A 22,497-nucleotide genomic window follows, 5' to 3' on the forward strand; every position below is an offset into this window, starting at 1 on the left:
TCACAGCGTGATCACGATCTTGCCGTGGACGTGGCGTCCGGCCTGCAGCGTCACGGCGTCGCGGATCCGCTCGATCGGGAAGGTCGCGGCGATGGGCACGGTGATCGCGCCGGCGAGGATCGCGTCGGTGATCCGCTCCAGGTCGGCAGGGGTGGCCTGCTCGCCCCCGGTCGCGCGTACGCCGCCGGGAGGGTTCGGGCCCGCGGCGATCGTGGAGATCCGCTCGCGTGACACGCCGAGCGCGAGCGCCGCCTCGGCCGTCTCGGTGCCGAACAGGTCCGTCGCGGCGGTCACACCACCGGGAGCCAGCGCCCGCACCCGGTCCGCGAGCCCCGGTCCGTAGGTCACGGGCTCCGCGCCCAGTGATCGCAGGAAGTCGAACGTGCCCTCCGCGGCGGTCCCGATCACCCTTGCGCCGGCGAGCCGCGCGAGCTGTACGGCGAACACGCCGACGCCGCCGGCCGCGCCGCCGACCAGGAGGGTGTCGCCGGATCGCAGGCCGATCGCGTCCAGAGCGGCGACGGCGGTCAGACCGGCCACCGGGAGCGTGGCCGCCACCTCGTCGCCGATGCCGTCCGGCGTATGGAACAACGCGCCGGGCGCCGGAGCCTTCATCACCAGGAAGTCGGCGGCGGCCCTCGCCATCGCGCCTCCGTAGACACGGTCGCCCACGGCGAAACCGCCGGCCCCTTCGCAGGCCCCTTCGCCGGCCTCGTCGACGACGCCCGCGAAGTCGTAGCCGAAGCCGGACGGCAGGGTGAGACCGAACATCTTGGCCGCCTCGGGGGTCGAGGTGATGATCCAGTCCATCGGGTTCAGGCCGGCGGCCGTCACGCGGACGCGTACCTCGCCCGGACCGGCGTGCGGCTCCGGGACGTCGCGCAGCTCCAGCACCTCGGGACCTCCGAACGTCTCGTAAACGACGGCTCGGCTCATGGGGACCTCCGGACAGCACTGATGGGACTTGGTCCCATCACCATACATGAGTGATGGGACCAAGTCCCGTACACTTGCCTCATGGCCCGCTGGCAGCCCAACGCGTCGGAACGACTGATCCTCGCCGCCCTCGAACTCTTCGAGGAGCGGGGCTACGAGAACACGACCGTCATCGAGATCGCGGAGCGTGCCGGGCTGACGAAGAGCACCTTCTTCCGCCACTTCCCGGACAAGCGGGAAGTGCTCTTCGGCGGAGACACGATGAGCGGCCTGCTCGCCAAGGGCATCGCCGAGGCGCCCGCGACCGCCACGCCGTTGGAGGCGGTGGCGCACGCTCTCGACGTGGTCGGGAAGGAGGTCTTCACCCCCGACCGCCGCGAATTCGCCGCCCGCAGGCTGGCGGTGATCGCCGCCCACCCTGAACTGCAGGAACGCGAGGCGCTGAAGGGCCTCGGCCTCACCGCGTCGATGGCCGACGCGCTCACGCGGCGCGGAGTGCCGGGCCTGACCGCGTCCGTGGCCGCGCAACTGGGCGCGCTGGCCATGAAAATCGCCTACGAGCGCTGGAGCGCCACGACCGGCGGCGACGACTTCGGCGAGCTCGCCCGCCAGACGATCATCGAGCTCCGCGCCGCCGGCACCCTGTGCTGACCGCGTCTTCCTGCTGACGCCGCCCGGTGGCCGCCGTCAGGCGTCGGGCCGCGTGCTCCGCATCTCGTCGCGGAGGCGTTCTCGCGCTGCCGTGACGTCGGTCTCGAACGCCGAGTCCGAGGTCCCGGCGCTGCTCGCCAGAAACGCCTCGACCATGCGGCCGTCCGCGACGGGGTGGGAGCCGATCACCGGAGCGGAGTAGCCGCGGAGAGGCGCATGCGGTGTCAGTTCACGGTCTGGAAGAAGGGTGGGGACGACACCGCGTCGTAATGGACGGGTAATCCGGAGATGGCACGGTGAAGAGGTCGGACAAGGGCGGAGGTGCTTGTTTTCGCCTCTGAACTAAGATGACCGTGTCGCGACGGGGAGGGTGGTCATGGCGAGGCCTCAGCGCAGGACGGTTCGGGATACCCGCAGGGGCAACCGGGCCGTGTTGCTGCGCACGCTCTACTTCTCCGGCCCGACCAGCAGAAACGACCTCACCGCCCGCACCGGGCTGAGCGCCGCCACGGTCAGCACGATGACCGCCGACCTGCTGGGCGAGAACATCGTCATCGAGGCGGGCCAGGTGGAGTCGGACGGCGGCCGGCCCCGCGTGCTGCTGCGGGTCAACCCCGAGTACGGCTTCGCGGTCGGCGTCGACGTGGCGGAGACGCACGTCCGGGTCGGGCTGTTCGACCTGGAGATGACCGAGCGGGCCAAGGTGGACTACATGCTGCGGCCGGCCCGCCACGATCCCGAGCTGATCGCCCGGCACATCCTCGCCGGGGTCGACGTCGTGCTGTCGGACGCCGGGGTGTCCCCGGAGCAGGTGCTCGGCATCGGCGTGGGGGTTCCCGGCATAGTCGAGCCGGGCGCCGACGGCGTCATCCACGCCAAGACCTTCGGCTGGGACGGCGTGCCGCTTGGAGCGCTCCTGCGCCGGGGGACCTCGCTCCCGCTGTACGTGGACAACGGCGCCAAGACGATGGGCCAGGCCGAGCTGTGGTTCGGCTCGGGCCGGGGCGCCTCGGAGGCGGTCATCGTGCTGCTCGGCGTGGGGGTGGGCGCGACCATCGTGGCCGACGGCACCACGTTCCGCGGGGTCAGCAGCAGCGCCGGGGAGTGGGGCCACACCAAGATCGTGGCGAACGGGCGGCCCTGCCGCTGCGGCGGCCGCGGCTGCCTGGAGGCGTACATCGGGATCGAGGCCATCCTCGACCGGGCGGGAGTCACCTCGCGGGGCGACTGGGAGGAGGACCTCGCGGGCGTACTGGCCTCGAATTCTTCGGTGGTCGAGGAGACCGTCACCTATCTGGGCGTGGGCCTGGCCAACCTGGTCAACCTGATCAACCCCGAGAAGATCGTGATAGGCGGCTGGGTGGGGGTCCAGCTCGGCGAGAGCCTGCTGCCCGACATTCGCCGCGCCACCGCCGCCAACTCGCTGGCCGAGCCGTACGCCGCGACGTCGATCGTGCTGGGCCGCCTCGGCCCCGACGCGGTCGCGCTCGGGGCCGCCACGCTCGTGCTGGAGGAGTTCCTGAACGCGCCGCAGGTCGCGCGGATCACCGCCGCCGGCTGACGACACGGCCCGGGCTTCACGGAAGGGCCCTGCACGCGGCCGGGCGCTGGCCGGGCTTCATGCGACCCCGCACGCGGCCGGGCGACGTAGGAAACCCCGCGCGTGGCGGGGGGATGAGGCACGCCTTACGGGACCTCCTTGTGCATGCCGGGACCGAGCCGCGCGCCGAAGTGCCCCGGAGGCGGGCGCCGCGCGAGGGGAAGGGGAGCGGCGGCCGCGGGTGATCCGGCAGTGTTAACGGGCGGGGAATCGGTCGGACTCGTGACGTTGGAGAGCGCTCTCCCGGAGACTAACATCCGCCGGGGCGCCGGAGTCAACCGATAATTCTGGTCGTGAACTAAGCCTTGACATAAGCGATCAGGGGGCGCACGCTCATGCCGCTGGACCTCTCTCATCCCCCGCACCCTCGCCCGAGGGGCTCCGCACCGAGGAGACGTACATGCCTCCATCCTCCCCGCCTCACCCCGCGCACGGACGGCCGCGCAGGCGGCGCGGGCGCTCCGGCCTGGTCGCGGCCGGGCTCGTGGCGCTGGCGACCTTCGCGGCCGTGACCGGCGTCGTCCCCGCCACCTACACCGCCGCGGCGGCGGCCTGCGGCACCACCAACGTCGCGCAGGGCAAGACCGCGTCGGCCTCCTCGACCGAGAACGCCGGGACGCCGGCGTCGGCGGCGTTCGACGGCGATGCCGGCACCCGGTGGTCGAGCGCGTTCAGTGATCCGCAGTGGATCCAGGTGGATCTCGGCAGTTCGCAGCAGATCTGCCGGGTCGTGCTCAACTGGGAGACCGCACGCGCCCAGACGTTCAAGATCCAGGTCTCGGCCGACGGGTCCACTTGGTCGGACGCGACCGCCACGGTCAACGGCGTCGCCGGGACGCAGTCGCTCGACGTGTCGGCGACCGGCCGCTACGTCCGGATGTACGGGCTCACCCGCGCCACGGCGTACGGCTACTCGCTCTGGGAGTTCGCCGTCAACACGGAGACGGGTGGCGGTGGGACCACCTGCGGCACCACCAACGTCGCGCAGGGCAAGACCGCGTCGGCCTCCTCGACCGAGAACGCCGCGTCCCCGGCGTCGGCGGCGTTCGACGGCGATGCCGGCACCCGGTGGTCGAGCGCGTTCAGTGATCCGCAGTGGATCCAGGTGGATCTCGGCAGTTCGCAGCAGATCTGCCGGGTCGTGCTCAACTGGGAGACCGCACGCGCCCAGACGTTCAAGATCCAGGTCTCGGCCGACGGGTCCACCTGGTCGGACGCGACCGCCACGGTCAACGGCGTCGCCGGGACGCAGTCGCTCGACGTGTCGGCGACCGGCCGCTACGTCCGGATGTACGGCCTGACCAGGGCCACGGCGTACGGCTACTCGCTCTGGGAGTTCGCCGTCAACACCACCGGCGGCGGTGACGACGGCGGTCCCGGCCTGCCGGGTGGCGGCGACCTCGGGCCGAACGTGAAGATCTTCGACCCGTCGATGTCGAGCGCGAGCATCCAGAACACGCTCGACACGATCTTCAGTCAGCAGGAGTCGAACCAGTTCGGCAGCGAGCGCTACGCGCTGCTGTTCAAGCCGGGCACCTACAGCGGCCTCAACGCCCAGATCGGCTTCTACACCTCGATCTCCGGCCTCGGCCAGTCGCCCGACGACGTGACGATCAACGGTGACATCACCGTCGACGCCGGATGGTTCAACGGCAACGCCACCCAGAACTTCTGGCGGTCGGCGGAGAACCTGGCCGTCGTGCCGGTCAACGGCACCGACCGCTGGGCCGTGGCCCAGGCCGCGCCGTTCCGGCGGATCCACGTGCGCGGCGGGCTGAACCTCGCCCCCAACGGGTACGGCTGGGCCAGCGGCGGCTACATCGCCGACAGCAAGATCGACGGCACGGTCGGCCCGTACTCCCAGCAGCAGTGGTTCACCCGCGACAGCACCATCGGCGGCTGGACCAACGCGGTGTGGAACATGGTGTTCTCCGGCGTCGTCGGCGCTCCGGCGCAGAGCTTCCCCAACCCGCCCTACACGACGCTGGCGACCAGCCCCGTCACCCGGGAGAAGCCGTACCTGTACGTGGACTCGGGCGGCGCCTACCGCGTGTTCGTCCCGTCGCCGCGGACGAACTCGAGCGGCGTGACCTGGGCGAACGGCCCGACCCCGGGCTCGTCGATCCCGCTGACGCAGTTCTACGTCGCCAAGCCGTCCGACAGCGCCGCCACCCTCAACCAGGCGCTGAGCCAGGGCCTCAACCTGCTGTTCACGCCTGGCGTCTATCACCTCAACCAGACGCTCAACGTGACCAGGGCGAACACGGTGGTGCTCGGGCTCGGCTACGCCACCCTGATCCCGGACAACGGGGTCGTCGCGATGAATGTCGCGGACGTCGACGGCGTGAAGATCGCCGGTCTGCTCTTCGACGCCGGCACGGTCAACTCGCCGGTGCTGCTGCGGATCGGCCCCGACGGCGCCTCGGGGAGCCACGCCGCCAACCCGATCTCGGTGCAGGACGTGTTCTTCCGGATCGGCGGCGCGGGACCCGGCTCGGCCACGACGAGCCTGGTCGTGAACAGCGACAACACGATCATCGACCACATCTGGGCGTGGCGGGCCGACCACGGCGCGGGCGTGGGCTGGAACACCAACCCGGCGGACACCGGCGTGATCGTCAACGGCGACAACGTCATCGCGTACGGCCTGTTCGTCGAGCACTACAAGAAGTACGAGGTGATCTGGAACGGCGAGGGCGGCAGGACGATCTTCTTCCAGAACGAGCTGCCCTACGACCCGCCGAACCAGGCGTCCTGGATGAACGGCTCGACCCGGGGCTACGCCGCCTACAAGGTGGCCGACAACGTGAACACGCACGAGGCCTGGGGCATGGGCAGCTACTGCAACTTCAGCACCGACCCCTCGATCGTCGCCGATCGCGGCTTCGAGGTGCCCGACAAGACGGGTGTGAAGTTCCATGACCTGCTCACGGTGTCGCTGGGCGGCGTCGGAACGATCGCCCACGTCATCAACAACACGGGCGGCGCGGCCCAGGGCACGGCCACCGTCCCGGTCAACGTGGTCAGCTACCCCTGACCCCTGGTGTAGGCGACCCTTGATGTAGGCGACCTGAAAAGCCGGGCGCGGCGGGAGGCGCATCGCCTCCCGCCGCGCTCCGCGCGTCCACGACTACATCCGGACGCCGGCGGTCTCCAGCAGGTGGATCCGTACGGCGTCCCGCACGCGTATCTCCAGCTCGTCCAGCTCGGCCGGGGTGGCGGCGTCGATGAGGAACGTCACCGCGCGGTCGTCGGAGCTGTGCAGCGGCCCGAGCTCGGCGCCGCGGTCCTTGAGCACGAGCACGGCGCGCAGCGTGGGCGGGTCGTCCGGGGCGCCCGGCTCGACCTCGGGCCACAGGCCGCCCTCGCCGACCCAGGCCGGTGAGACGCCCGGCCAGTCCACCGTGACGTCGCCGAGCCGCCCGGGCTCGTGCTCCAGGTAGACCTGGCGGGCGTACCGGCGCGGCGCGGGATAGGCCGCGGGCTCGCCGAGGGCGATGCGGATGATCTCCGGCTCCATCGGGGCGCCGGTCGCGAGCGAGTAGAGGATCGACAGGCCGTCGCCGGGAGTGCGCGCGGCCACCTCCATCAGATAGGGGCGGCCCTCGCCGTCCACCCGCCATTCGGCGTGCGCGATGCCGTCGGCGAAGGCCAGCCGTTCGAGCATGCGCCGGTTGGCGTCGAGGATGATCTGGTTCACGCCGTCCAGCTCGTTCGGCACCGAGTGGGACAGCTCGACGAAGGTGCGGGCGCCCGACTCGGTCGTCTCCTTGCGGGTCACCGAGGCGAACAGGACCCGGCCGTCCTGCACCAGGCTCTCCACGGAGAACTCCTGGCCGGTCACCTTCTCCTCCACCAGCACCGTCTCGTGCGGCAGATACGCGTCGAGCTGGGCGCGCAGCTCGGCGGCGTTGTGCACGGTCTCCACACCCGAGCTGGAGTGCCGGCTCGCGGGCTTGACCACGGCGGGGAACGACACGCCCTCGCCGGTGAACGCGGCGCGCCCGGCCGCGGGGACGACCACCGAGGCCGGGCTGAACTCCGGCAGATACCACCGCTGCAGATACTTGCTGCGGCAGGCGCGGGTGGCCCGCAGGCCGGGAGAGGGCAGCCCGAGAGCGTCGGCGACCAGGCCGGTCGGCTCGACCAGGGTCTCGCCGACCGCGTAGACGCGGGTGATGTCGTAGCGGTCCCGCCATGCCCGTACGCCGGAGATCACGCCGGCCGTGAACGAGTTGTCGGTGTTGACGTCGCCGTCGGTGAAGGCGATCTCCTCGATGACCGAGGCCGGGTGCGCGGGGTCGCGCATCTGGGCCAGGGCCTTCTCCCGCCAGGAGGCCGGCGTGACCACCAGGATCTTGAGCCCCCGGCGGGACAGTTCGCGCAGATAAAGAGGGGCCCGGCAGATCACCAGGAATGATCCGGTAAGTACGAATGCTCGAGGTTTCACTTTCGCCACCGCCGTTTCTCGCACGTGCTCACAGGCACTTCGCGAACGGACATTAGTTCCGCCATTTTCGGACGGTCAATGAAATTTCCCGATCATTCGGGATGACCGGTTTCCCGATAGGGGTGGACCGGGGTCGCCGGCCGCCTCACGCCCGCCCTGCCTCGGGGTTCCGAGAAGTCCGAGGTCGTCCTGGATTGTCCGGCCGCGCTGTGGGGCCGTTAGGGGTTGTGAGAAATGCGCGCCCGACCGAATCCTGAATTCGTTCCGATAGGGCCGGAACATCCGTGAACCCCCGATTGGAGGGCTGTTCAATGGCTGGCAACGGCGCCGGAGAAGACGGTCTGGAGACGCTGCGGGCCTCGCTCGACCGTATCGACGAGTCGCTGCTCGACACACTGCGCAGGCGTATCGAGTGCTGTGTGGAAATCGCGCATTTCAAGCGCGAGCACAACGTCCCGATGATGCAGCCCCACCGCATCGGCATCGTGCAGCGGCGGGCCGCCCGATACGCGCAGGACCACGGAATCGACCCCGACTTCCTGCGCCGCCTCTACGACCTCGTCATCGCGGAGACCTGCAGGGTCGAGGACCTGGTGATCGGCGATGTCGCCGCTCGGTGAGCGCGGCGCCGGCGACTCACCCGGCTATTTCGACACGGCTTGGAGGAACCCCGGCATGAGAACGATCCTGATCGACAATTACGACTCGTTCACCTACAACCTCTACCAGCTCCTGGGTGAGGTGAACGGACAGCCGCCGGTCGTGGTGCGCAACGACGCCGACTGGTCCCAGGTGCCGATCCACGAGTTCGACAGCGTCGTGATCTCCCCGGGTCCCGGCCGGCCCGAGCGGGCCCGCGACTTCGGTGTGAGCGCGCGGGCCATCCGTGAGAGCGGGCTGCCCGTGCTCGGCGTCTGCCTCGGCCACCAGGGCATCTGCCACCTGTTCGGCGGCACCGTCACCCACGCGCCGCAGCCGATGCACGGCCGCGTCTCGCAGGTGCGCCACACCGGGGCCGACATCTTCGCCGGCCTGCCCTCGCCGTTCTCGGTCGTGCGCTACCACTCGCTGGCCGCCACCGACCTGCCGGACGAGCTGGAGGCCGTGGCCTGGACCGACGACGGCGTGGTCATGGGGGTGCGGCACCGCACCGAGCCCATCTGGGGCGTCCAGTTCCACCCCGAGTCGATCAGCAGCGAGCACGGCCGCGAGCTGCTGGCCAACTTCCGCGACCTCGCGCTGGCCCACCGCCGGGCGAGGGAGGAGCGCGCCGCCGCCGCCCGCTCGCCGTACCGGGTGCACGTGCGCAGGCTGCCGCTGCTGCCGGACGCGGAGAGCGCCTACCGGGAGCTGTTCGCGGGCAAGGAGCACGGCTTCTGGCTCGACAGCAGCTCGGTGATCGAGGGGCTGTCGCGGTTCTCGTTCATGGGCGACGGCTCCGGCCCGCTCGCCGAGTACGTCACCTACCGGGTGCCGGAGCGGACGGTCACCGTCAGCCGGGCCGACGGGTCGCGGCAGCGCATCGAGCAGCCGTTCTTCGACTACCTGGACGAGCAGCTGCGTGAGCGCGCCGTGCCGGCGCCGGAGGGCCTGCCGTTCGACTTCAACCTCGGCTACGTCGGCTATCTGGGCTACGAGCTCAAGGCCGAGGCGGGCGGCCAGGCCGCGCACCAGGCCGAGGAGCCCGACGCGGCGCTGCTGTTCGCCGACCGGATGCTCGTGCTCGACGCCGTGGAGAAGGTCTCCTACCTGCTCGCGCTGACGACGAACGAGGAGGGGGACACCGACGGCGGCGCGCTCGCCTGGCTGGACGAGACCGCGGCGCGGCTGTTCTCCCTGCCGCGGCACGAGCCGCCCGAGCCGGTCGCGTTCGCGGGGATCGGCATGACCGACCCGGCGATCGCCGGCGTGGTGGAGATGCGGCACGACAAGCAGGGCTACCTCAGCCGGATCGGCGAGTGCCTGGAGGAGATCTACCACGGCGAGTCCTACGAGATCTGCCTCACCAACGCGGTCACCGTCCGCGCCGAGATCGACCCGCTGCGGACCTACAGCCACCTGCGGAAGATCAGCCCGGTGCCGTACGGCGCGCTGCTCGACTTCCCCGACGTCGCGGTGCTGAGCGCCTCGCCCGAGCGGTTCATGACGATCGGCCCCGACCGGGTCGCCGAGTCCAAGCCGATCAAGGGCACCCGGCCGCGCGGCGCGACGCCCGAGGAGGACGAGGCGCTCCGCCACGACCTGCTCAGCCGGGAGAAGGACCGCGCCGAGAACCTCATGATCGTCGACTTGATCCGCAACGACCTGAACACGGTCTGCGAGGTCGGGTCGGTGCACGTGCCCCGGCTCTTCCACGTCGAGACGTACGCGCCGGTGCACCAGCTCGTCTCCACGATCCGCGGCACGCTGCGGCCGGAGGAGTCGGTGGTGACCTGTGTGCGGGCCGCCTTCCCCGGCGGTTCGATGACCGGCGCCCCGAAGATCCGCACGATGGAGATCATCGACCGCCTGGAGGAGGGCCCGCGCGGCGCCTACTCCGGCGCGCTCGGCTGGTTCTCCCTCGGCGGGGCCACCGACCTCAGCATCATCATCCGCACCCTCGTCGCCACCCGCGACCGGGTCAGCTTCGGGGTCGGCGGCGCGATCGTGGCGCTGTCGGACCCCGAGGAGGAGTTCGAGGAGACGGTCGTCAAGTCCCGCGCCATGATCACCGCGGTGCTGGAGACCGCGGCCCAGACCGTGGGGGCCTGACGATGACCCGCGGGGACCACACGACGACGGATCACGGGGACCGCCGGACGGCGGACCACGGAGACACGGACCTGCTGCGGCGCTGCGTCGTCGTCGGCGGCGCGGGCGCCGTGGGCGGCCTGTTCGCCGGGCACCTGCTGCGGTCCGGCGCCGAGGTGCTCGTCGTCGACCCCGCGCCCGGCGCCGCCACCGGGGAAGGCGCCACCCGGTCCGCGCCGGCCGTGAACGTCGCCTCGCAGGAATCCACGGCAGGGGCTCCCCCGGCCGGTGAGGCGAGGGTCCTGCGGGGCGACATCACGGACATCGGGCTCGAGCTCGCCGAGGAGCTCGGGCGGGCCGACCTGGTCCTGCTCGCGGTGCCCGAGCAGGTGGCGCTGGCGGCGGTGAAGCAGGTGGCCGCCGCGATGCGGCCGGGCGCGCTGCTCGCCGACACGCTCTCGGTCAAGGGCCCGATCGCCGACGAGATCCTGGCCCACGCCGGGAACGTCGAGGCGGCCGGTCTCAACCCGATGTTCGCCCCGTCGCTCGGCTTCGCGGGGCGGCCGGTCGCCGCCGTCGTGGTCCACGACGGCCCGCGCACCCGGGCGCTGCTGCGGCTGGTCGAGAGCTGGGGCGGCCGTGCCGTACGGCTCGGCGCGCACGAGCACGACCGGCTGGCCGCGGCGACACAGGCGCTCACCCACGCGGCGGTGCTGTCGTTCGGGCTGGCGCTGGCCGGCCTCGGCGTCCGCGTCGCCGAACTGGCCGCCGTCGCCCCGCCGCCCCACGCCACGATGCTCGCGCTGCTGGCCCGGATCGCCTCGGGCACCCCGGAGGTCTACTGGGACGTCCAGTCGGCCAACCCGCAGGCCGCCGCCGCCCGCGCGGCGCTGGCCGACGGCGTACGCACCCTCGCCGGCCTCCTCGACGGCCACGCGGACGGGGAGGCGGAGTTCGCGGCGGCCCTGGGCGGGCTGCGCGACCTCCTCGGCCCCGATCTCGGCTTCTACCGCGACACGTGCGCCGGGATGTTCGGCGCACTCCCCACCTACGAACCCCCTTATCAGCCCGGCCCCACCACGAGCACCTCATCTCCCGTCACTACCGAAAGGTGAGATCGATGACCATCTCCATCTCCCACGAGACCGTCCTCACGACGGAGCAGCGCGCCAGGCTCGCCGCGGACCCCGACCTCGGCGGCGGCAACCTGCTGACGAAGGCCATCGAGGCCAACCCCCACCCGGAGCTCCCGTTCATCCACCTGGGCAGGCCGCTGACCAACACCAAGGGCGAGCAGCAGACCGAGTGGAGCCTGCTGGAGCTGGACGAGCTGGCCCAGAGCTGGTCGGTGTGGTACCTGCGCCAGGGCGTGCGGCCCCGCGACCGCGTGGCCATCTACCTGGAGGACTCCTTCGCCTACTCCCTGCACTTCTACGCGCTGGCCCAGATCGGCGCGGTTGCGGTGCTGGTCAACAGCAAGGCCTCGCGCTACATCGCCACCGAGCTGTGCCGCCAGACCAACCCGGTCGGCATGTACACCGACCTCGCCCACCTGGAGATCCTCGGTGAGGAGTTCCACCTGCTGCCCGGCCTGCGGTGGACGCAGGTGGCCGAGGAGCTGCCCGCGCCCCCGGCGGCGAAGCTGCCGCAGGAGGCCCGCTTCCGCCACGTCGGCGAGGACCCGGTCTCGATCCTGCACTCCTCCGGCACCACCGGGCGGCCCAAGCCGGTCATCCAGACCCACCGCTCGTGCGTGGCCGGGCCGCGGTTCCGTCTCGTGGACCACCACGAGCAGCCGGGCGCCGTCATGATGACCGCGCTGCCGCAGTCGCACCTCGGCTGCATCGCCTACACGACGTACGCCGTGCTCGGCGGCACGCCGATCGTGCCCTGGTTCGACACCAGCGGCCCCGAGCTGGCCAAGGCCGTCGAGAAGTACCGCCCGACGACCGTCATGGCCTTCGGCCACGCGTACGCCGAGCTGGCCGCCGCGGACCTGCCGGCCGGATCGATCGACTCGGTCAACGTCTGGATCTCCATCGGCGACGCGGTCCACGAGAAGCACATCAAGGGCATCCTGGCCAAGCGCGACCCCTCGCTGCCGCCGGCCGCGTTCTTCGACCGTCTCGGCACCACCGAGCTGGGCTGGGGCGTGCTGCTGAAGGTCCGTACGCTCGCCGACGAGCGCAACGACCGCTGCGTGGGCAAGCCGGTCGGCGTCGCCGAGGTCGCGGTGCTGCGCAGGGACGGCACGATCGCCGACGTCAACGAGGTCGGCCTGCTCGGCGCGAAGGGCCCGGCGATCACCGCCGGATACTGGAGCGACTCCGACACGACCTACCGCAGCAAGCTGTCGGGCTACTGGCTGACCGGCGACATGGCCTACCGCGACGAGGCGGGCAACTACTTCCAGGTCGACCGGGCGGTGGACGCGATCGAGACCCCGACCGGCACCGGCTACTCGGTCTTCATGGAGGAGCTGCTGCTCAACGAGCTGCCCGAGGTCCTCGACTGCGCCGTGGTGGCGGGCATCCACCGCGGCCGCACGGTCCCGGTGGCGGTCGTGACGTCCAGCGCCGAGCGGCCGGACGCGCAGCGGCTGCTCAACGAGGCGAACGAGAAGCTGAAGGCCGCCGGTCACCCCGAGCTGACCATGCTGGAGGTCGCGCGCAGCGAGGAGGACTTCCCGGTCGGCGTCACCGGCAAGGTCCTCAAGCGCCGGCTGCGGGAGAAGTACAGCTCGCTGTCCACCTACATCCGTGAGAACAGCGGCAAGACGCTCGGCACGATCCTCAACGACGTCTTCGTCTGATCCCGCCCGCCGCCCCCGATTCCCGCCATCCCCGTGCGGATCAACGGCGATCCGCACCCGATCCGCGCCGCCGGGCCGGACATCCCCCCCAGGACCGGCCCGGCGGCGCACACGCGGACACCATCCCGTCGCGACCCCGCACAGACCCGACAGCACGAAGACCCGACCACACGGATGTGGAGGACTCCCATGACCGACGCCGAGCTGTTGCTGGTGTTCGACTCGACGATCGATCCGTCCGGCATCGCCGGGTGGGCCCAGCACTTCGACTCCACCGGCACCACGACCACGACGTACCGGCTGGGCGGGGCGCACGTGATGGTGGCCCAGGGGCCCGGCGCCCTGCTGCCCCTCCCGGCCGACCTGCCCGGGCCCCGGCAGACGACGCGGGCGAGCGGCGGCTTCCGGCTCGGCCGGCGCGAGCTGTTCCCCTCGGGCACGGCCGTGACCATCGGCTCCGCGGTGATCGGGGACGGGGACGTCGCCGTCTTCGCCGGGCCCTGCGCCGTCGAGAACCCCGGGCAGATGATGTCCACGGCCGGGGCCGTCGCCCGGCACGGCGCGGTCGGCCTGCGCGGCGGCGCGTTCAAGCCGCGCACGACGCCCTACTCCTTCCAGGGCCTCAAGTGGGCGGGCCTCGACCTGCTGGTGCGGGCCAGGGAGGAGACCGGCCTGCCGATCCTCACCGAGGTGGTCGATCCCCGGCACGTCGAGCGGATGGCCGAGGTGGTCGACGGCTTCCAGATCGGCACCCGCAACATGCAGAACTTCGAGCTGCTGACCGAGGTGGGCCGCAGCGGCATGCCGGCCGTGCTCAAGCGCGGCTTCGGCTGCACGGTCGACGAGCTGCTCACCGCCGCCGAGTATCTCCTCGCCGAGGGCAACGACCAGGTCGTGCTGTGCGAGCGGGGGATCAGGACGTTCGAGGGGGCCACCCGCTTCACGCTCGACCTGTCGGCGGTCGCGCTGCTCAAGCGGCGCACCCACCTGCCGGTGATGGTCGACCCGAGCCACTCCCTCGGCATCCCCGACCTCATCGAGCCGCTCACGCTGGCCGCCGTCGCGGCGGGCGCGGACGCCCTGCTGATCGACGTGCACGTTCAGCCCGAGCAGGCGTTGTGCGACGGCAAGCAGGCGCTGCTCCCCGAGGACTTCGCCCGGCTGATGGGCCGCCTGGAGATGCTCGCGCTCGGCGTCGGCCGCCGGCTGTCCCCGGCCCCGGCCGCCGACTACTCCGAGATCCACGACGCCCTCACCTCCGACGTCGTCTAGCCGCGTACGAGTGCCGGTCGAGGAGGTGGAGCGATGCGCGCGGCGACGAGCACGCGCCTGGCGGACGCCGACGTCGGCGCCGTTGACACTCACTGTCCGTATTGTGCGTTGCAGTGCGGGATGACTCTCAGCCCGGCGGGCCGCGCCTCGGTGCGGGTGCGGCCCCGCGACCCGTCCGCGGGCGGACTGTGCCAGAAGGGCTGGACCTCCGCGGCCCTGCTCGGCTCGCCGGCCCGGCTCACCACGCCGCTCGTCCGGGACGGCGGCACCCTGCGCCCGGCGAGCTGGGACGAGGCGCTCGGCCTCGTCGCCCGCAGGATCAAGGAGATCTCCGCGGAGCGCGGACCCGACGCCGTCGCGGTCTTCGGCGGCGGCGGACTCACCAACGAGAAGGCCTACCTGCTCGGCAAGTTCGCCCGGGTGGCGCTCGGCACCTCGCAGGTCGACTACAACGGCAGGTTCTGCATGTCGTCGGCGGCGGCCGCGGCGCACCGCGCCTTCGGCCTCGACCGGGGGCTGCCGTTCCCCCTGACCGACCTGGAGGGCGCGGACGCGGTGCTGCTCGCCGGGGCCAACCCGGCCGAGACGATGCCGCCGTTCCTGTCCCACCTGCGCCGCGCCATGGACGCCGGGGGGCTGATCGTGGTCGATCCCCGGCGCACCCCGACGGCCGAGCGTGCGGCGCTGCACCTCGCGCCGGCCCCGGGCACCGACCTCGCGCTGGCGCTCGGCATCCTCCACGCCGCCGTGGCCGGCGGCCGGCTCGACCACGCGTACGTCGCCGAGCGGACGACCGGCTTCGAGGAGACCTGGCGGGTGGCCGCCGCCTGGTGGCCCGAGCGGGTCGAGCGGGTGACCGGCGTCGCCGCCGCCGACCAGCGCAGGGCCGCCGCGATGCTGTCCGAGGCCGCGAGCGCGTACGTGCTGACCGCCAGGGGGGTGGAGCAGCACGCCACGGGCGTGGACACGGCCGGGGCCTGGATCAACCTGGCGCTCGCGCTGGGCCTGCCCGGCCGCCGCGGCTCGGGCTGGGGCTGCCTGACCGGCCAGGGCAACGGCCAGGGCGGGCGCGAGCACGGGCAGAAGGCCGACCAGCTTCCCGGCTACCGGAAGATCGACGATCCGGCGGCCCGCGCGCACGTGGCACGGGTGTGGGGGATCGAGCCGTCCGCGCTGCCCGGCCCGGGGCGCTCGGCGTTCGAGCTGCTCGACGCGCTCGGCACCGGCGGCGGCCCGTCCGCGCTGCTGGTGTTCGGCAGCAACCCGGCCGTGTCGGCGCCGCACTCGGCCCGGGTGGCCGACCGGCTGGCCGCGCTCGACCTGCTCGTGGTCTCCGACATCGTGCTGTCGGAGACGGCCCGGATGGCCGACGTGGTCCTGCCCATCACGCAGTGGGCCGAGGAGGACGGCACGCTGACCAACCTCGAAGGACGCGTGCTGCTGCGCCGCCGCGCGCTGGCCCCGCCGCCCGGGGTGCGCACCGACCTGGAGGTCCTGCACGACCTGGCCGTACTGCTCGGGCAGCCGCCCGAGCGCTTCCCCGCCGCCCCCGAGACGGTCTTCACCGAGCTGCGGGCGGCGTCGGAGGGCGGCCCCGCCGACTATTCGGGCGTGACCTGGGACCGGCTGCGCGCAGGGGAGCGGCTCCACTGGCCCGTCCCCCGGCGGCCCGAGCACGGGCAGCCGGAGCGCGACAAGCCGGGGCACGACAAGCCGGAGCACGACAAGCCGGGGCATCCGGGGACGCCGCGGCTGTTCCTGGACCGGTTCGCCCACCCCGACGGGCGGGCCAGGTTCGCCGCGGTGGACCACAAGGGGCCGGCCGAGCCGCCGGACGAGGAGTTCCCCCTGTACGCGATCACCGGGCGGGTGCTCCAGCACTACCAGTCGGGCGCGCAGACCCGGCGTGTGGAGGAGCTGCGCGCGGCCGTGCCCGAGGCGTACGTCGAGGTGCACCCGGACACCGCGCGGCGGGCCGGGCTGAGCGACGGCGCGGCGGCGGCGGTCGTCGGCAGGCGCGGGCGGGTCGTCGTCCCGGTGCGCTGCGTGCCGTCGATGCGGCCCGACGTGGTCTTCCTGCCGTTCCACTTCCCGGGCGCCCAGCGCGCCAACCTCGTGACGAATCCGGCGCTCGATCCCGTCAGCCGGATGCCCGAATTCAAGGTCTGCGCCGTACGGCTGACGCCGGCGGGCGAACGGGAGGCGCAGTGACTACCAGGGTCGTGATCGCCGGCTATGGCATGGCCGGCGCCCGGCTGGCGGAGGAGATCCGCCGCCGTGATCCGGCGGGAGAGCGCGTCGCCATCGTCGCGATCGGCGACGAGCCGCACCCGCCGTACAACCGGGTCCTGCTGTCGAACGTGCTGGCGGGCGCGATGTCCCCGGCGTCGGTGCGGCTGCAGGACGAGGGCTGGGCCGCCGCGCACGGCGTGGAGGTGCATCGGGGCCGCGAGGTCGTCTCGATCGACCGCGAGGGGCGCGGTGTCACGCTCGACGACGGCACACGGATCGGCTACGACGTGCTCGTGCTGGCGACCGGCGCGCGTGCGTGGGTGCCGCCGGTGGAGGGGCTGACCGGCGACGACGGCGGTCTCGCCCCCGGCGTGGCCACGTTCCGCACGCTGGACGACTGCGCCGCGATCACCGCCGGAACCCGCGGCGGCGTGCGGGTGGCCGTGCTCGGCGGCGGCCTGCTCGGCCTGGAGGCGGCGCGCGGCCTGGCCGAGCGCGGCAACGCGGTCACCGTCGTCCATCCGCGCCGCCACCTGATGGAGCGCCAGCTCGACGACGGCGCGGGCGAGGTGCTCGCCCAGGTCCTGCGCGGCCTCGGCGTGCGGGTGCTGGTGAACTCGCGCGCGGCCCGCTATCTGCCCGGCGACGGGCTGAAGCTGGACGACGGACGGCTGGTCGAGGCCGACCTCGTCGTCGTGGCGGCGGGGGTCCGCCCGCAGACCGCGCAGGCGTCGGCGGCCGGGCTCGCCGTCGACGGCGGCGTGCTGGTGGACGACGACCTGCGCACGAACGACCCGCTGATCCACGCCATCGGCGACTGCGCCCGGCATCCCGGCACGGTGCCCGGCCTGGTGCAGCCCGCCTGGGAGCAGGCCGCCGCGCTGGCCGCGCTGCTCACCGGCACGCGCTCGCCCTACCGCGGCACGAAGGTGGTGACCCGGCTCAAGGCGAGCGGGGTGGACCTGGCCTCGCTCGGCGACGTGCACGCCGGGCCGGACGACCCGCGCGCCGAGGTGCTGTGGCTCAGCGAGCCGGCCCGGGGCCGCTACGCCAAGCTCGTCGTCCGCGACGAGCGGGTCGCGGGGGCCATCGCGCTCGGCGTGCCCGACGCAGCCGCCACGATCACCCAGTTCTACGACCGCGGCCTGCCCGTGCCGCCCGACCGGCTCGCGCTGCTGCTCGGCCGGGCCATGCCGTACGGCGAGGGCGGGGCGCCCGGCGGCACGGACGCGGCGGCGCTGCCGGGGACGAGCGTCGTGTGCCGCTGCAACGCGGTCAGCAAGAACACGCTGGTCGCCGCGTGGCGGTCCGGAGCCCGCGACCTGACCGCCCTCGCCTCGGCCACCCGGGCGACCACCGGCTGCGGCACCTGCACCGACACGGTCTGCGGCATCGCCCGCTGGCTCGCCCGGGCCGACAAGGAGGACGCCGCGGGGGTGGCGCATGCCCAATGAGATCCCTACGACCACGCTGACAAGGAGACCCGCATGAGCGAAACGACGGCGGCCGCCCGGCGCGGCCGCGGCTGGATCGAACACTGGAACCCGGAGGACGAGGAGTTCTGGGAGACCACCGGCCGCCGGGTGGCCCGGCGCAACCTGATCTTCTCGGTGTTCACCGAGCACCTGGGCTTCGCTATCTGGGTGCTGTGGTCGGTGGTGGTGCTGAGCCTGCCCGCCGCCGGGCTGCCGATGAGCGTGTCGGAGTCGTTCTGGCTCGTCTCCGTGCCCAACCTGGTCGGCTCGGCGATCCGGATCCCGTACACGTTCGCGGTGCCGCGCCTCGGCGGCCGGTTGTGGACGGTGATATCGGCGGCGCTGCTGCTGGTGCCGTCGGCGCTGCTGGCGTTCGTCGTGCCGAGCGGGTGGCTGGCCGCGCAGGACCACGACACGACGTTCTGGGTCCTGCTCGCCTGCTCCGCCACGGCGGGCGTCGGCGGCGGCAACTTCTCCTCCTCGATGGCGAACATCTCGTTCTTCTATCCGGAGCGGCGCAAGGGCTTCGCGCTCGGCCTCAACGCGGCCGGCGGCAACCTCGGCGTCGCGGTCGTCCAGCTCCTGGTGCCGCTGGTGGTCGTCGCGGGCGTGCCCGTGGCGGCGTCGGGCACACAGGTCCACCTCGCGTACGCCGGGCTCATCTGGATGCCGTTCATCGTGGTCGCCGCGCTCGGCGCCTGGTTGTTCATGGACAGCCTGGCCGAGGCCAAGGCCGACCCCCGGTCGTACGCCGCGGCGCTGCGGCACGGGCAGACCTGGATCGTGTCGCTGCTCTACATCGGCACGTTCGGCTCGTTCATCGGGTTCTCCTTCGCGCTGCCGCTGGTGATCAGGACGACGTTCCCGGAGTTCCTGGCGCAGCATCCGTTCATCCGCGACTACCTCGCCGGGCTGGGCTTCGTCGGGGCGCTGGTCGGCTCCGTCGCCCGGCCCTTCGGGGGCAGGCTGTCCGACCGGTACGGCGGGGCCCGGGTCACGCTGGCCGTCTTCGCCGGGATGGTGGTGGCGACGGTCGCGGCGGCGGGCGGGGTCATCCGCCACGACTTCGGCCTGTTCTTCTGCTCCTACCTGGTGGTCTTCGCCTGCTCCGGGGTGGGCAACGGCTCGACGTACCGGATGATCCCGGTGATCTTCGGCGAGCTGGGGCGCAGGGAGGCGGCCAGGCGCGGCCTCGACCCGGCGGCGACCGCGCCGGACTACAAGCGCAAGGCGGCGGCCGTGATCGGCATCGCCGGGGCGATCGGCGCGTTCGGCGGGTTCCTGATCCAGCAGGTGTTCCGCGTGGCGAGCACCGACGCGGCGAGCGCGATGAAGGGCGTGACCGGCGCCGCGGCGGCTCGTGTCGCACAGGAGCACGCGGGCTGGTCGCTGCCCGCCCTGTGGATCTTCGTCGGTTCCTACGTGCTGCTCGCCGGGCTCACGTGGTGGACCTACCTGCGGCGCGGGCCGAGCCGCGCGCCGAGCTTCGCCTACGCCCGGGTGTGAATTTTCGTAGCACCCCGGCGTAACCAAAGTTGTAGGCCGTCTGCCCCTTACGTCATCCGGCCTGGTCATTAGGGTGCGCGGCCGTTGTGGCGGCCATGGGCGCGTGCCAGCGTGCTGGTCAGAGGGCACGCGAAACGGTTCACCAGGGATGTGGAGGGATTTCGATGGCACGTCGCATTCAAGTCGGCAAGCCGACCAGGAAGCCCCAGTCGAACGCCGCGCCCGACCTGCGCACCCCGTCGGGCCGCCGGCTGCCCTACTGACCGCTGATCACCCGCATCCAGGAGAAAGAAGGGAGGGACCCGGTGAGCGACCTCGTCATGGTCATGCCCTACCGGGCGTTCGTCATCAAGGCCCGTGAGGAGGGGCACCGGATCTGCGCGGTCTGGGATCCCACCCTGCAGACGCCGGACTACCTGGCCGGCATCGCCGACCTGGCCGACGCCTTCGTGCTGACGGACTTCTCCGACCCCGTCGCGTTCGACCGGACCGTACGGCAGGCGGTGCGCGACTTCGACCCCGATTTCGTCTACCACATCGGCGCCGAGGAGAGCATGCTCGCGACCTACCGCATCGCGGAGGACCTCGGCAAGGCGGTCAACCCCGCACGCTCGATCGAACTGCTCAACGACAAGCTCCAGCTCCGGTGGCTGCTCGCCGGGCACGGCCTGTCGCCGGTGCGCTTCGCCCACGCGGCGCGCTGGCAGGACGTGCCCGCCCTGCTCGACGGCTTCGAGCTGCCCGTGGTCGTCAAGCCGACGGAGCTGGCCGGCAGCCGGGGCGTCTACCTGCTGCGCGAGCCCGGCCAGGTCGCCGAGTGGGGCGCGCTGCTCGACTCGTACGGCTACGCCGGCCCGGTGCTGGTGGAGGAGTATCTGCGCGGCCCCGAATTCAGCGTGGAGTCGCTCAGCGACCACGGCCGCCACCAGGTGGTGGGCGTCACCCGCAAGGTGCTCGGCCCGCCGCCGCTGTTCGTGGAGGCCGGGCACGTGCACCCCGCGCCCGCCGGGCCGGACACCGAGGCGATGGCCGAGCTGACGATCGAGATGCTGCGGCTGACCGGATACCAGACCGGCCCGGCCCACACCGAGATCATCTGGACCGCGGCCGGTCCCCGGATCGTCGAGTCACAGGCGCGGCTCGGCGGCGACCAGATCCCGCGCCTGGTGCAGCTCGCCACCGGGCTCGACATCGAGCGGGCCGTGTTCCGGATCCTCGGCGGAAAGGCGCCGGGCACGGTGGAGCGCCGTGCGGTCGCCCACATCTCCTACTTCAGCCTGACCCCCGGCGAGGTCCGCGCCGTCTCCGGCGTGGAGGAGGCCAGGGCGCTCGACTACGTCGACATGCTGGAGTTCCCGTTCCGGCCGGGCGACCGGATCCCGGAGACGGTGGACTGGCGCACCCGCCACGGCTTCGTCGTCGTGACCGGGGAGACCGAGGAGCAGGCCGTCGCGCGGGCGCGGCACGTCCACTCGCTCGTCCGGGTCGAGGCGGGCGAGCCCGTCGGAGCGGGTGTGACGTCGTGAACCTGGCCGCACTCCACCCGGCAGTGCTTCATCCCAACCTGCGCATCCGCATCGCGGTCGGCTTCCTGCAGCGCCTGCTCGACTCGATGGTCATGTCGTTCATGGCCATCTATCTCGCCTTCGAGTACGGCGTGGCGGTCGCGGGCGTGCTGGTCGTGACCGTCATGGTGCTCGGCGTCGTGGGCACGCTGGCGGGCGGGCACATGTCCGACGCCCGCGGGCGGCGGCGCACGCTGCTGCTCGGCGAGACCGGCGTCTGCCTGACGTTCGCGCTCATGGCGGTCGCCGACTCGCCCTCCTGGCACAACCCGGCGATCGTCTACTGCGGCTACCTCGTCAACAAGTTCGCCGCGAGCTTCGCGATGCCGGCGAACGACGCGATGATCCTCGACGTCACGACCCCCGAGAGCCGCAAGCTCGTCTACACGATCAACTACTGGTCGATCAACCTCGCGCTGGCCGTCGGCGCGCTGCTCGGCGGCTTCCTCTACAACGGCCACTTCACGCTGCTGCTGGCCCTGGCGGCCACGGGCACGGTCGCGATCGCCGCGGCGACGTACTTCTTCATCGCGGAGACCAAGCCCGAGGACACCGAGCCGACCGGGCCGGGGGAGAGCGGGCCGGGGGAGAGCGGGCCGCGCGGGTCGATCCTGCGGGACTTCGCCAACGGCTACCGGCTGGTGCTCCAGGACCGGGCCTTCGGCCGGCTGCTGATCGCCGCCACACTGTTCATGTCCATCGAGCTGCAACTGATCAACTACATCGGCGTACGGCTGGCCAGAGATCTGCCGGCGCAGGACCTGCTGTCGATCGGCTCGTGGTCGATCCGCGTGGACGGCGTGGAGATGCTCGGCATCCTCCGCGCGGAGAACACCGTGCTGGTCGTGGCGCTCGCGCTCGTCGCCCACGTCGTGCTGCGCCGGGTGCCCGACCGGGTCCGGCTGTACGCCGGAGCGGGGCTGTTCGCCGCCGGATACATGGTGCTGGCCGTCAGCGACACCGGCTGGGTGCTGCTCGTGGCCGCGCTGGTGCTCACCATCGGCGAACTGATGGACGTGCCGGTGCGGCAGGCGCTGCTCGCCGACATGGTGCCGGCCGCGTCCCGCACCCGCTACATGGCGGTCTACAACCTCAACATCCGGGTGGCCCTGGTGGTCGCGTCGCTGTGCATCACGATCGGCTCGGTCCTTCCCCCGTGGGGCATGGCCGCGATGTACGGCGTCTTCGGCCTGGTGATCATCTGGCAGTACCACGCGATCCTCACCCGCCCCGCCGCCCGTGCCGAACAGCTCGCGCGGGCGTGACCA

At 72.2% G+C, this 22,497-nt stretch carries 16 protein-coding genes; 13 read left to right on the forward strand and 3 right to left on the reverse strand.

The window, feature by feature from the left end; genetic code table 11:
* Positions 1–936 carry an NADP-dependent oxidoreductase gene (locus tag FLV34_RS11350; RefSeq protein WP_147943035.1) on the reverse strand — a complete coding sequence of 312 codons (936 nt, stop codon included), beginning with the start codon at positions 934–936 and terminating at the stop codon, positions 1–3.
* 81 nt (positions 937–1,017) lie between these two features.
* Here FLV34_RS11350 and FLV34_RS11355 point away from each other — a divergent pair, with 81 nt between their 5' ends.
* Positions 1,018–1,587 (forward strand): TetR/AcrR family transcriptional regulator, encoded by a 570-nt coding sequence (locus FLV34_RS11355; protein ID WP_147943036.1) that lies wholly within the window; start codon positions 1,018–1,020, stop codon positions 1,585–1,587.
* A gap of 36 nt (positions 1,588–1,623) precedes the next feature.
* On the opposite strand, the gene FLV34_RS40360 is transcribed toward FLV34_RS11355, so the two are convergent.
* Complete coding sequence (locus FLV34_RS40360; protein WP_187280607.1) at positions 1,624–1,776, reverse strand: hypothetical protein; 153 nt, start codon at positions 1,774–1,776, stop codon at positions 1,624–1,626.
* 187 nt (positions 1,777–1,963) lie between these two features.
* On the opposite strand from FLV34_RS40360, the gene FLV34_RS11360 reads away from it, so the two are divergent.
* Together FLV34_RS11360 and FLV34_RS11365 are read left to right on the forward strand one after the other, a co-directional pair.
* Positions 1,964–3,148: an ROK family protein gene (locus FLV34_RS11360; protein WP_147943037.1), complete on the forward strand. Its 1,185-nt coding sequence runs from the start codon at positions 1,964–1,966 to the stop codon at positions 3,146–3,148.
* A 439-nt stretch (positions 3,149–3,587) separates the two neighbouring features.
* Positions 3,588–6,224, forward strand: a complete 2,637-nt coding sequence (locus tag FLV34_RS11365) for a discoidin domain-containing protein (protein ID WP_147943038.1) — start codon at positions 3,588–3,590, stop codon at positions 6,222–6,224.
* Positions 6,225–6,317: 93 nt separating this feature from the next.
* Here the strand turns inward: FLV34_RS11365 and FLV34_RS11370 are convergent, their stop codons facing one another.
* Complete coding sequence (locus FLV34_RS11370; protein ID WP_222709472.1) at positions 6,318–7,598, reverse strand: acetyl-CoA carboxylase biotin carboxylase subunit family protein; 1,281 nt, start codon at positions 7,596–7,598, stop codon at positions 6,318–6,320.
* A gap of 350 nt (positions 7,599–7,948) precedes the next feature.
* Here FLV34_RS11370 and FLV34_RS11375 point away from each other — a divergent pair, with 350 nt between their 5' ends.
* The 10 genes from FLV34_RS11375 (at position 7,949) to FLV34_RS11420 (ending at position 22,494) form a co-directional block, all read left to right on the forward strand.
* Positions 7,949–8,257: a chorismate mutase family protein gene (locus FLV34_RS11375; protein WP_142621117.1), complete on the forward strand. Its 309-nt coding sequence runs from the start codon at positions 7,949–7,951 to the stop codon at positions 8,255–8,257.
* 55 nt (positions 8,258–8,312) lie between these two features.
* Positions 8,313–10,388 (forward strand): aminodeoxychorismate synthase component I, encoded by a 2,076-nt coding sequence (gene pabB, locus FLV34_RS11380; RefSeq protein WP_142649428.1) that lies wholly within the window; start codon positions 8,313–8,315, stop codon positions 10,386–10,388.
* 2 nt (positions 10,389–10,390) lie between these two features.
* Positions 10,391–11,482, forward strand: a complete 1,092-nt coding sequence (locus tag FLV34_RS11385; RefSeq protein ID WP_147943039.1) for a prephenate dehydrogenase/arogenate dehydrogenase family protein — start codon at positions 10,391–10,393, stop codon at positions 11,480–11,482.
* A 5-nt stretch (positions 11,483–11,487) separates the two neighbouring features.
* Complete coding sequence (locus FLV34_RS11390) at positions 11,488–13,179, forward strand: class I adenylate-forming enzyme family protein (protein ID WP_142649426.1); 1,692 nt, start codon at positions 11,488–11,490, stop codon at positions 13,177–13,179.
* A 189-nt stretch (positions 13,180–13,368) separates the two neighbouring features.
* A complete protein-coding gene (gene aroF, locus FLV34_RS11395; protein ID WP_142649425.1) occupies positions 13,369–14,451 on the forward strand; it encodes a 3-deoxy-7-phosphoheptulonate synthase in 1,083 nt (360 codons plus the stop codon).
* Between the two features lie 33 nt (positions 14,452–14,484).
* Complete coding sequence (locus FLV34_RS11400) at positions 14,485–16,662, forward strand: molybdopterin oxidoreductase family protein (protein ID WP_147943040.1); 2,178 nt, start codon at positions 14,485–14,487, stop codon at positions 16,660–16,662.
* Complete coding sequence (locus tag FLV34_RS11405) at positions 16,659–18,137, forward strand: FAD-dependent oxidoreductase (protein WP_142649423.1); 1,479 nt, start codon at positions 16,659–16,661, stop codon at positions 18,135–18,137. The genes FLV34_RS11400 and FLV34_RS11405 overlap by 4 nt, the downstream gene beginning before the upstream one ends.
* A 33-nt stretch (positions 18,138–18,170) precedes the next feature.
* Complete coding sequence (locus tag FLV34_RS11410; RefSeq protein ID WP_147943041.1) at positions 18,171–19,664, forward strand: MFS transporter; 1,494 nt, start codon at positions 18,171–18,173, stop codon at positions 19,662–19,664.
* A gap of 305 nt (positions 19,665–19,969) precedes the next feature.
* Entirely contained in the window at positions 19,970–21,190 is a 1,221-nt protein-coding gene (locus FLV34_RS11415; RefSeq protein ID WP_147943042.1) for an ATP-grasp domain-containing protein, read from the forward strand.
* Positions 21,187–22,494: an MFS transporter gene (locus FLV34_RS11420; RefSeq protein ID WP_205830592.1), complete on the forward strand. Its 1,308-nt coding sequence runs from the start codon at positions 21,187–21,189 to the stop codon at positions 22,492–22,494. Before FLV34_RS11415 ends, FLV34_RS11420 begins: the two co-directional genes overlap by 4 nt.
* The last annotated feature ends 3 nt before the right edge of the window (positions 22,495–22,497 follow it).

It is taken from the genome of Microbispora sp. CSR-4 (assembly GCF_008033685.1).
Classification (GTDB): Bacteria; Actinomycetota; Actinomycetes; order Streptosporangiales; family Streptosporangiaceae; genus Microbispora.

Excerpts from the sequence above, each read along its gene's own strand:
- FLV34_RS11350 (WP_147943035.1), bottom strand. The coding sequence starts at position 936 with ATGAGCCGAGCCGTCGTTTACGAGACGTTCGGAGGTCCCGAGGTGCTG.
- FLV34_RS11355 (WP_147943036.1), top strand. The coding sequence starts at position 1,018 with ATGGCCCGCTGGCAGCCCAACGCGTCGGAACGACTGATCCTCGCCGCC.
- FLV34_RS11360 (WP_147943037.1), top strand. The coding sequence starts at position 1,964 with ATGGCGAGGCCTCAGCGCAGGACGGTTCGGGATACCCGCAGGGGCAAC.
- FLV34_RS11365 (WP_147943038.1), top strand. The coding sequence starts at position 3,588 with ATGCCTCCATCCTCCCCGCCTCACCCCGCGCACGGACGGCCGCGCAGG.
- FLV34_RS11375 (WP_142621117.1), top strand. The coding sequence starts at position 7,949 with ATGGCTGGCAACGGCGCCGGAGAAGACGGTCTGGAGACGCTGCGGGCC.
- pabB (WP_142649428.1), top strand. The coding sequence starts at position 8,313 with ATGAGAACGATCCTGATCGACAATTACGACTCGTTCACCTACAACCTC.
- FLV34_RS11385 (WP_147943039.1), top strand. The coding sequence starts at position 10,391 with ATGACCCGCGGGGACCACACGACGACGGATCACGGGGACCGCCGGACG.
- FLV34_RS11390 (WP_142649426.1), top strand. The coding sequence starts at position 11,488 with ATGACCATCTCCATCTCCCACGAGACCGTCCTCACGACGGAGCAGCGC.
- aroF (WP_142649425.1), top strand. The coding sequence starts at position 13,369 with ATGACCGACGCCGAGCTGTTGCTGGTGTTCGACTCGACGATCGATCCG.
- FLV34_RS11400 (WP_147943040.1), top strand. The coding sequence starts at position 14,485 with ATGCGCGCGGCGACGAGCACGCGCCTGGCGGACGCCGACGTCGGCGCC.
- FLV34_RS11410 (WP_147943041.1), top strand. The coding sequence starts at position 18,171 with ATGAGCGAAACGACGGCGGCCGCCCGGCGCGGCCGCGGCTGGATCGAA.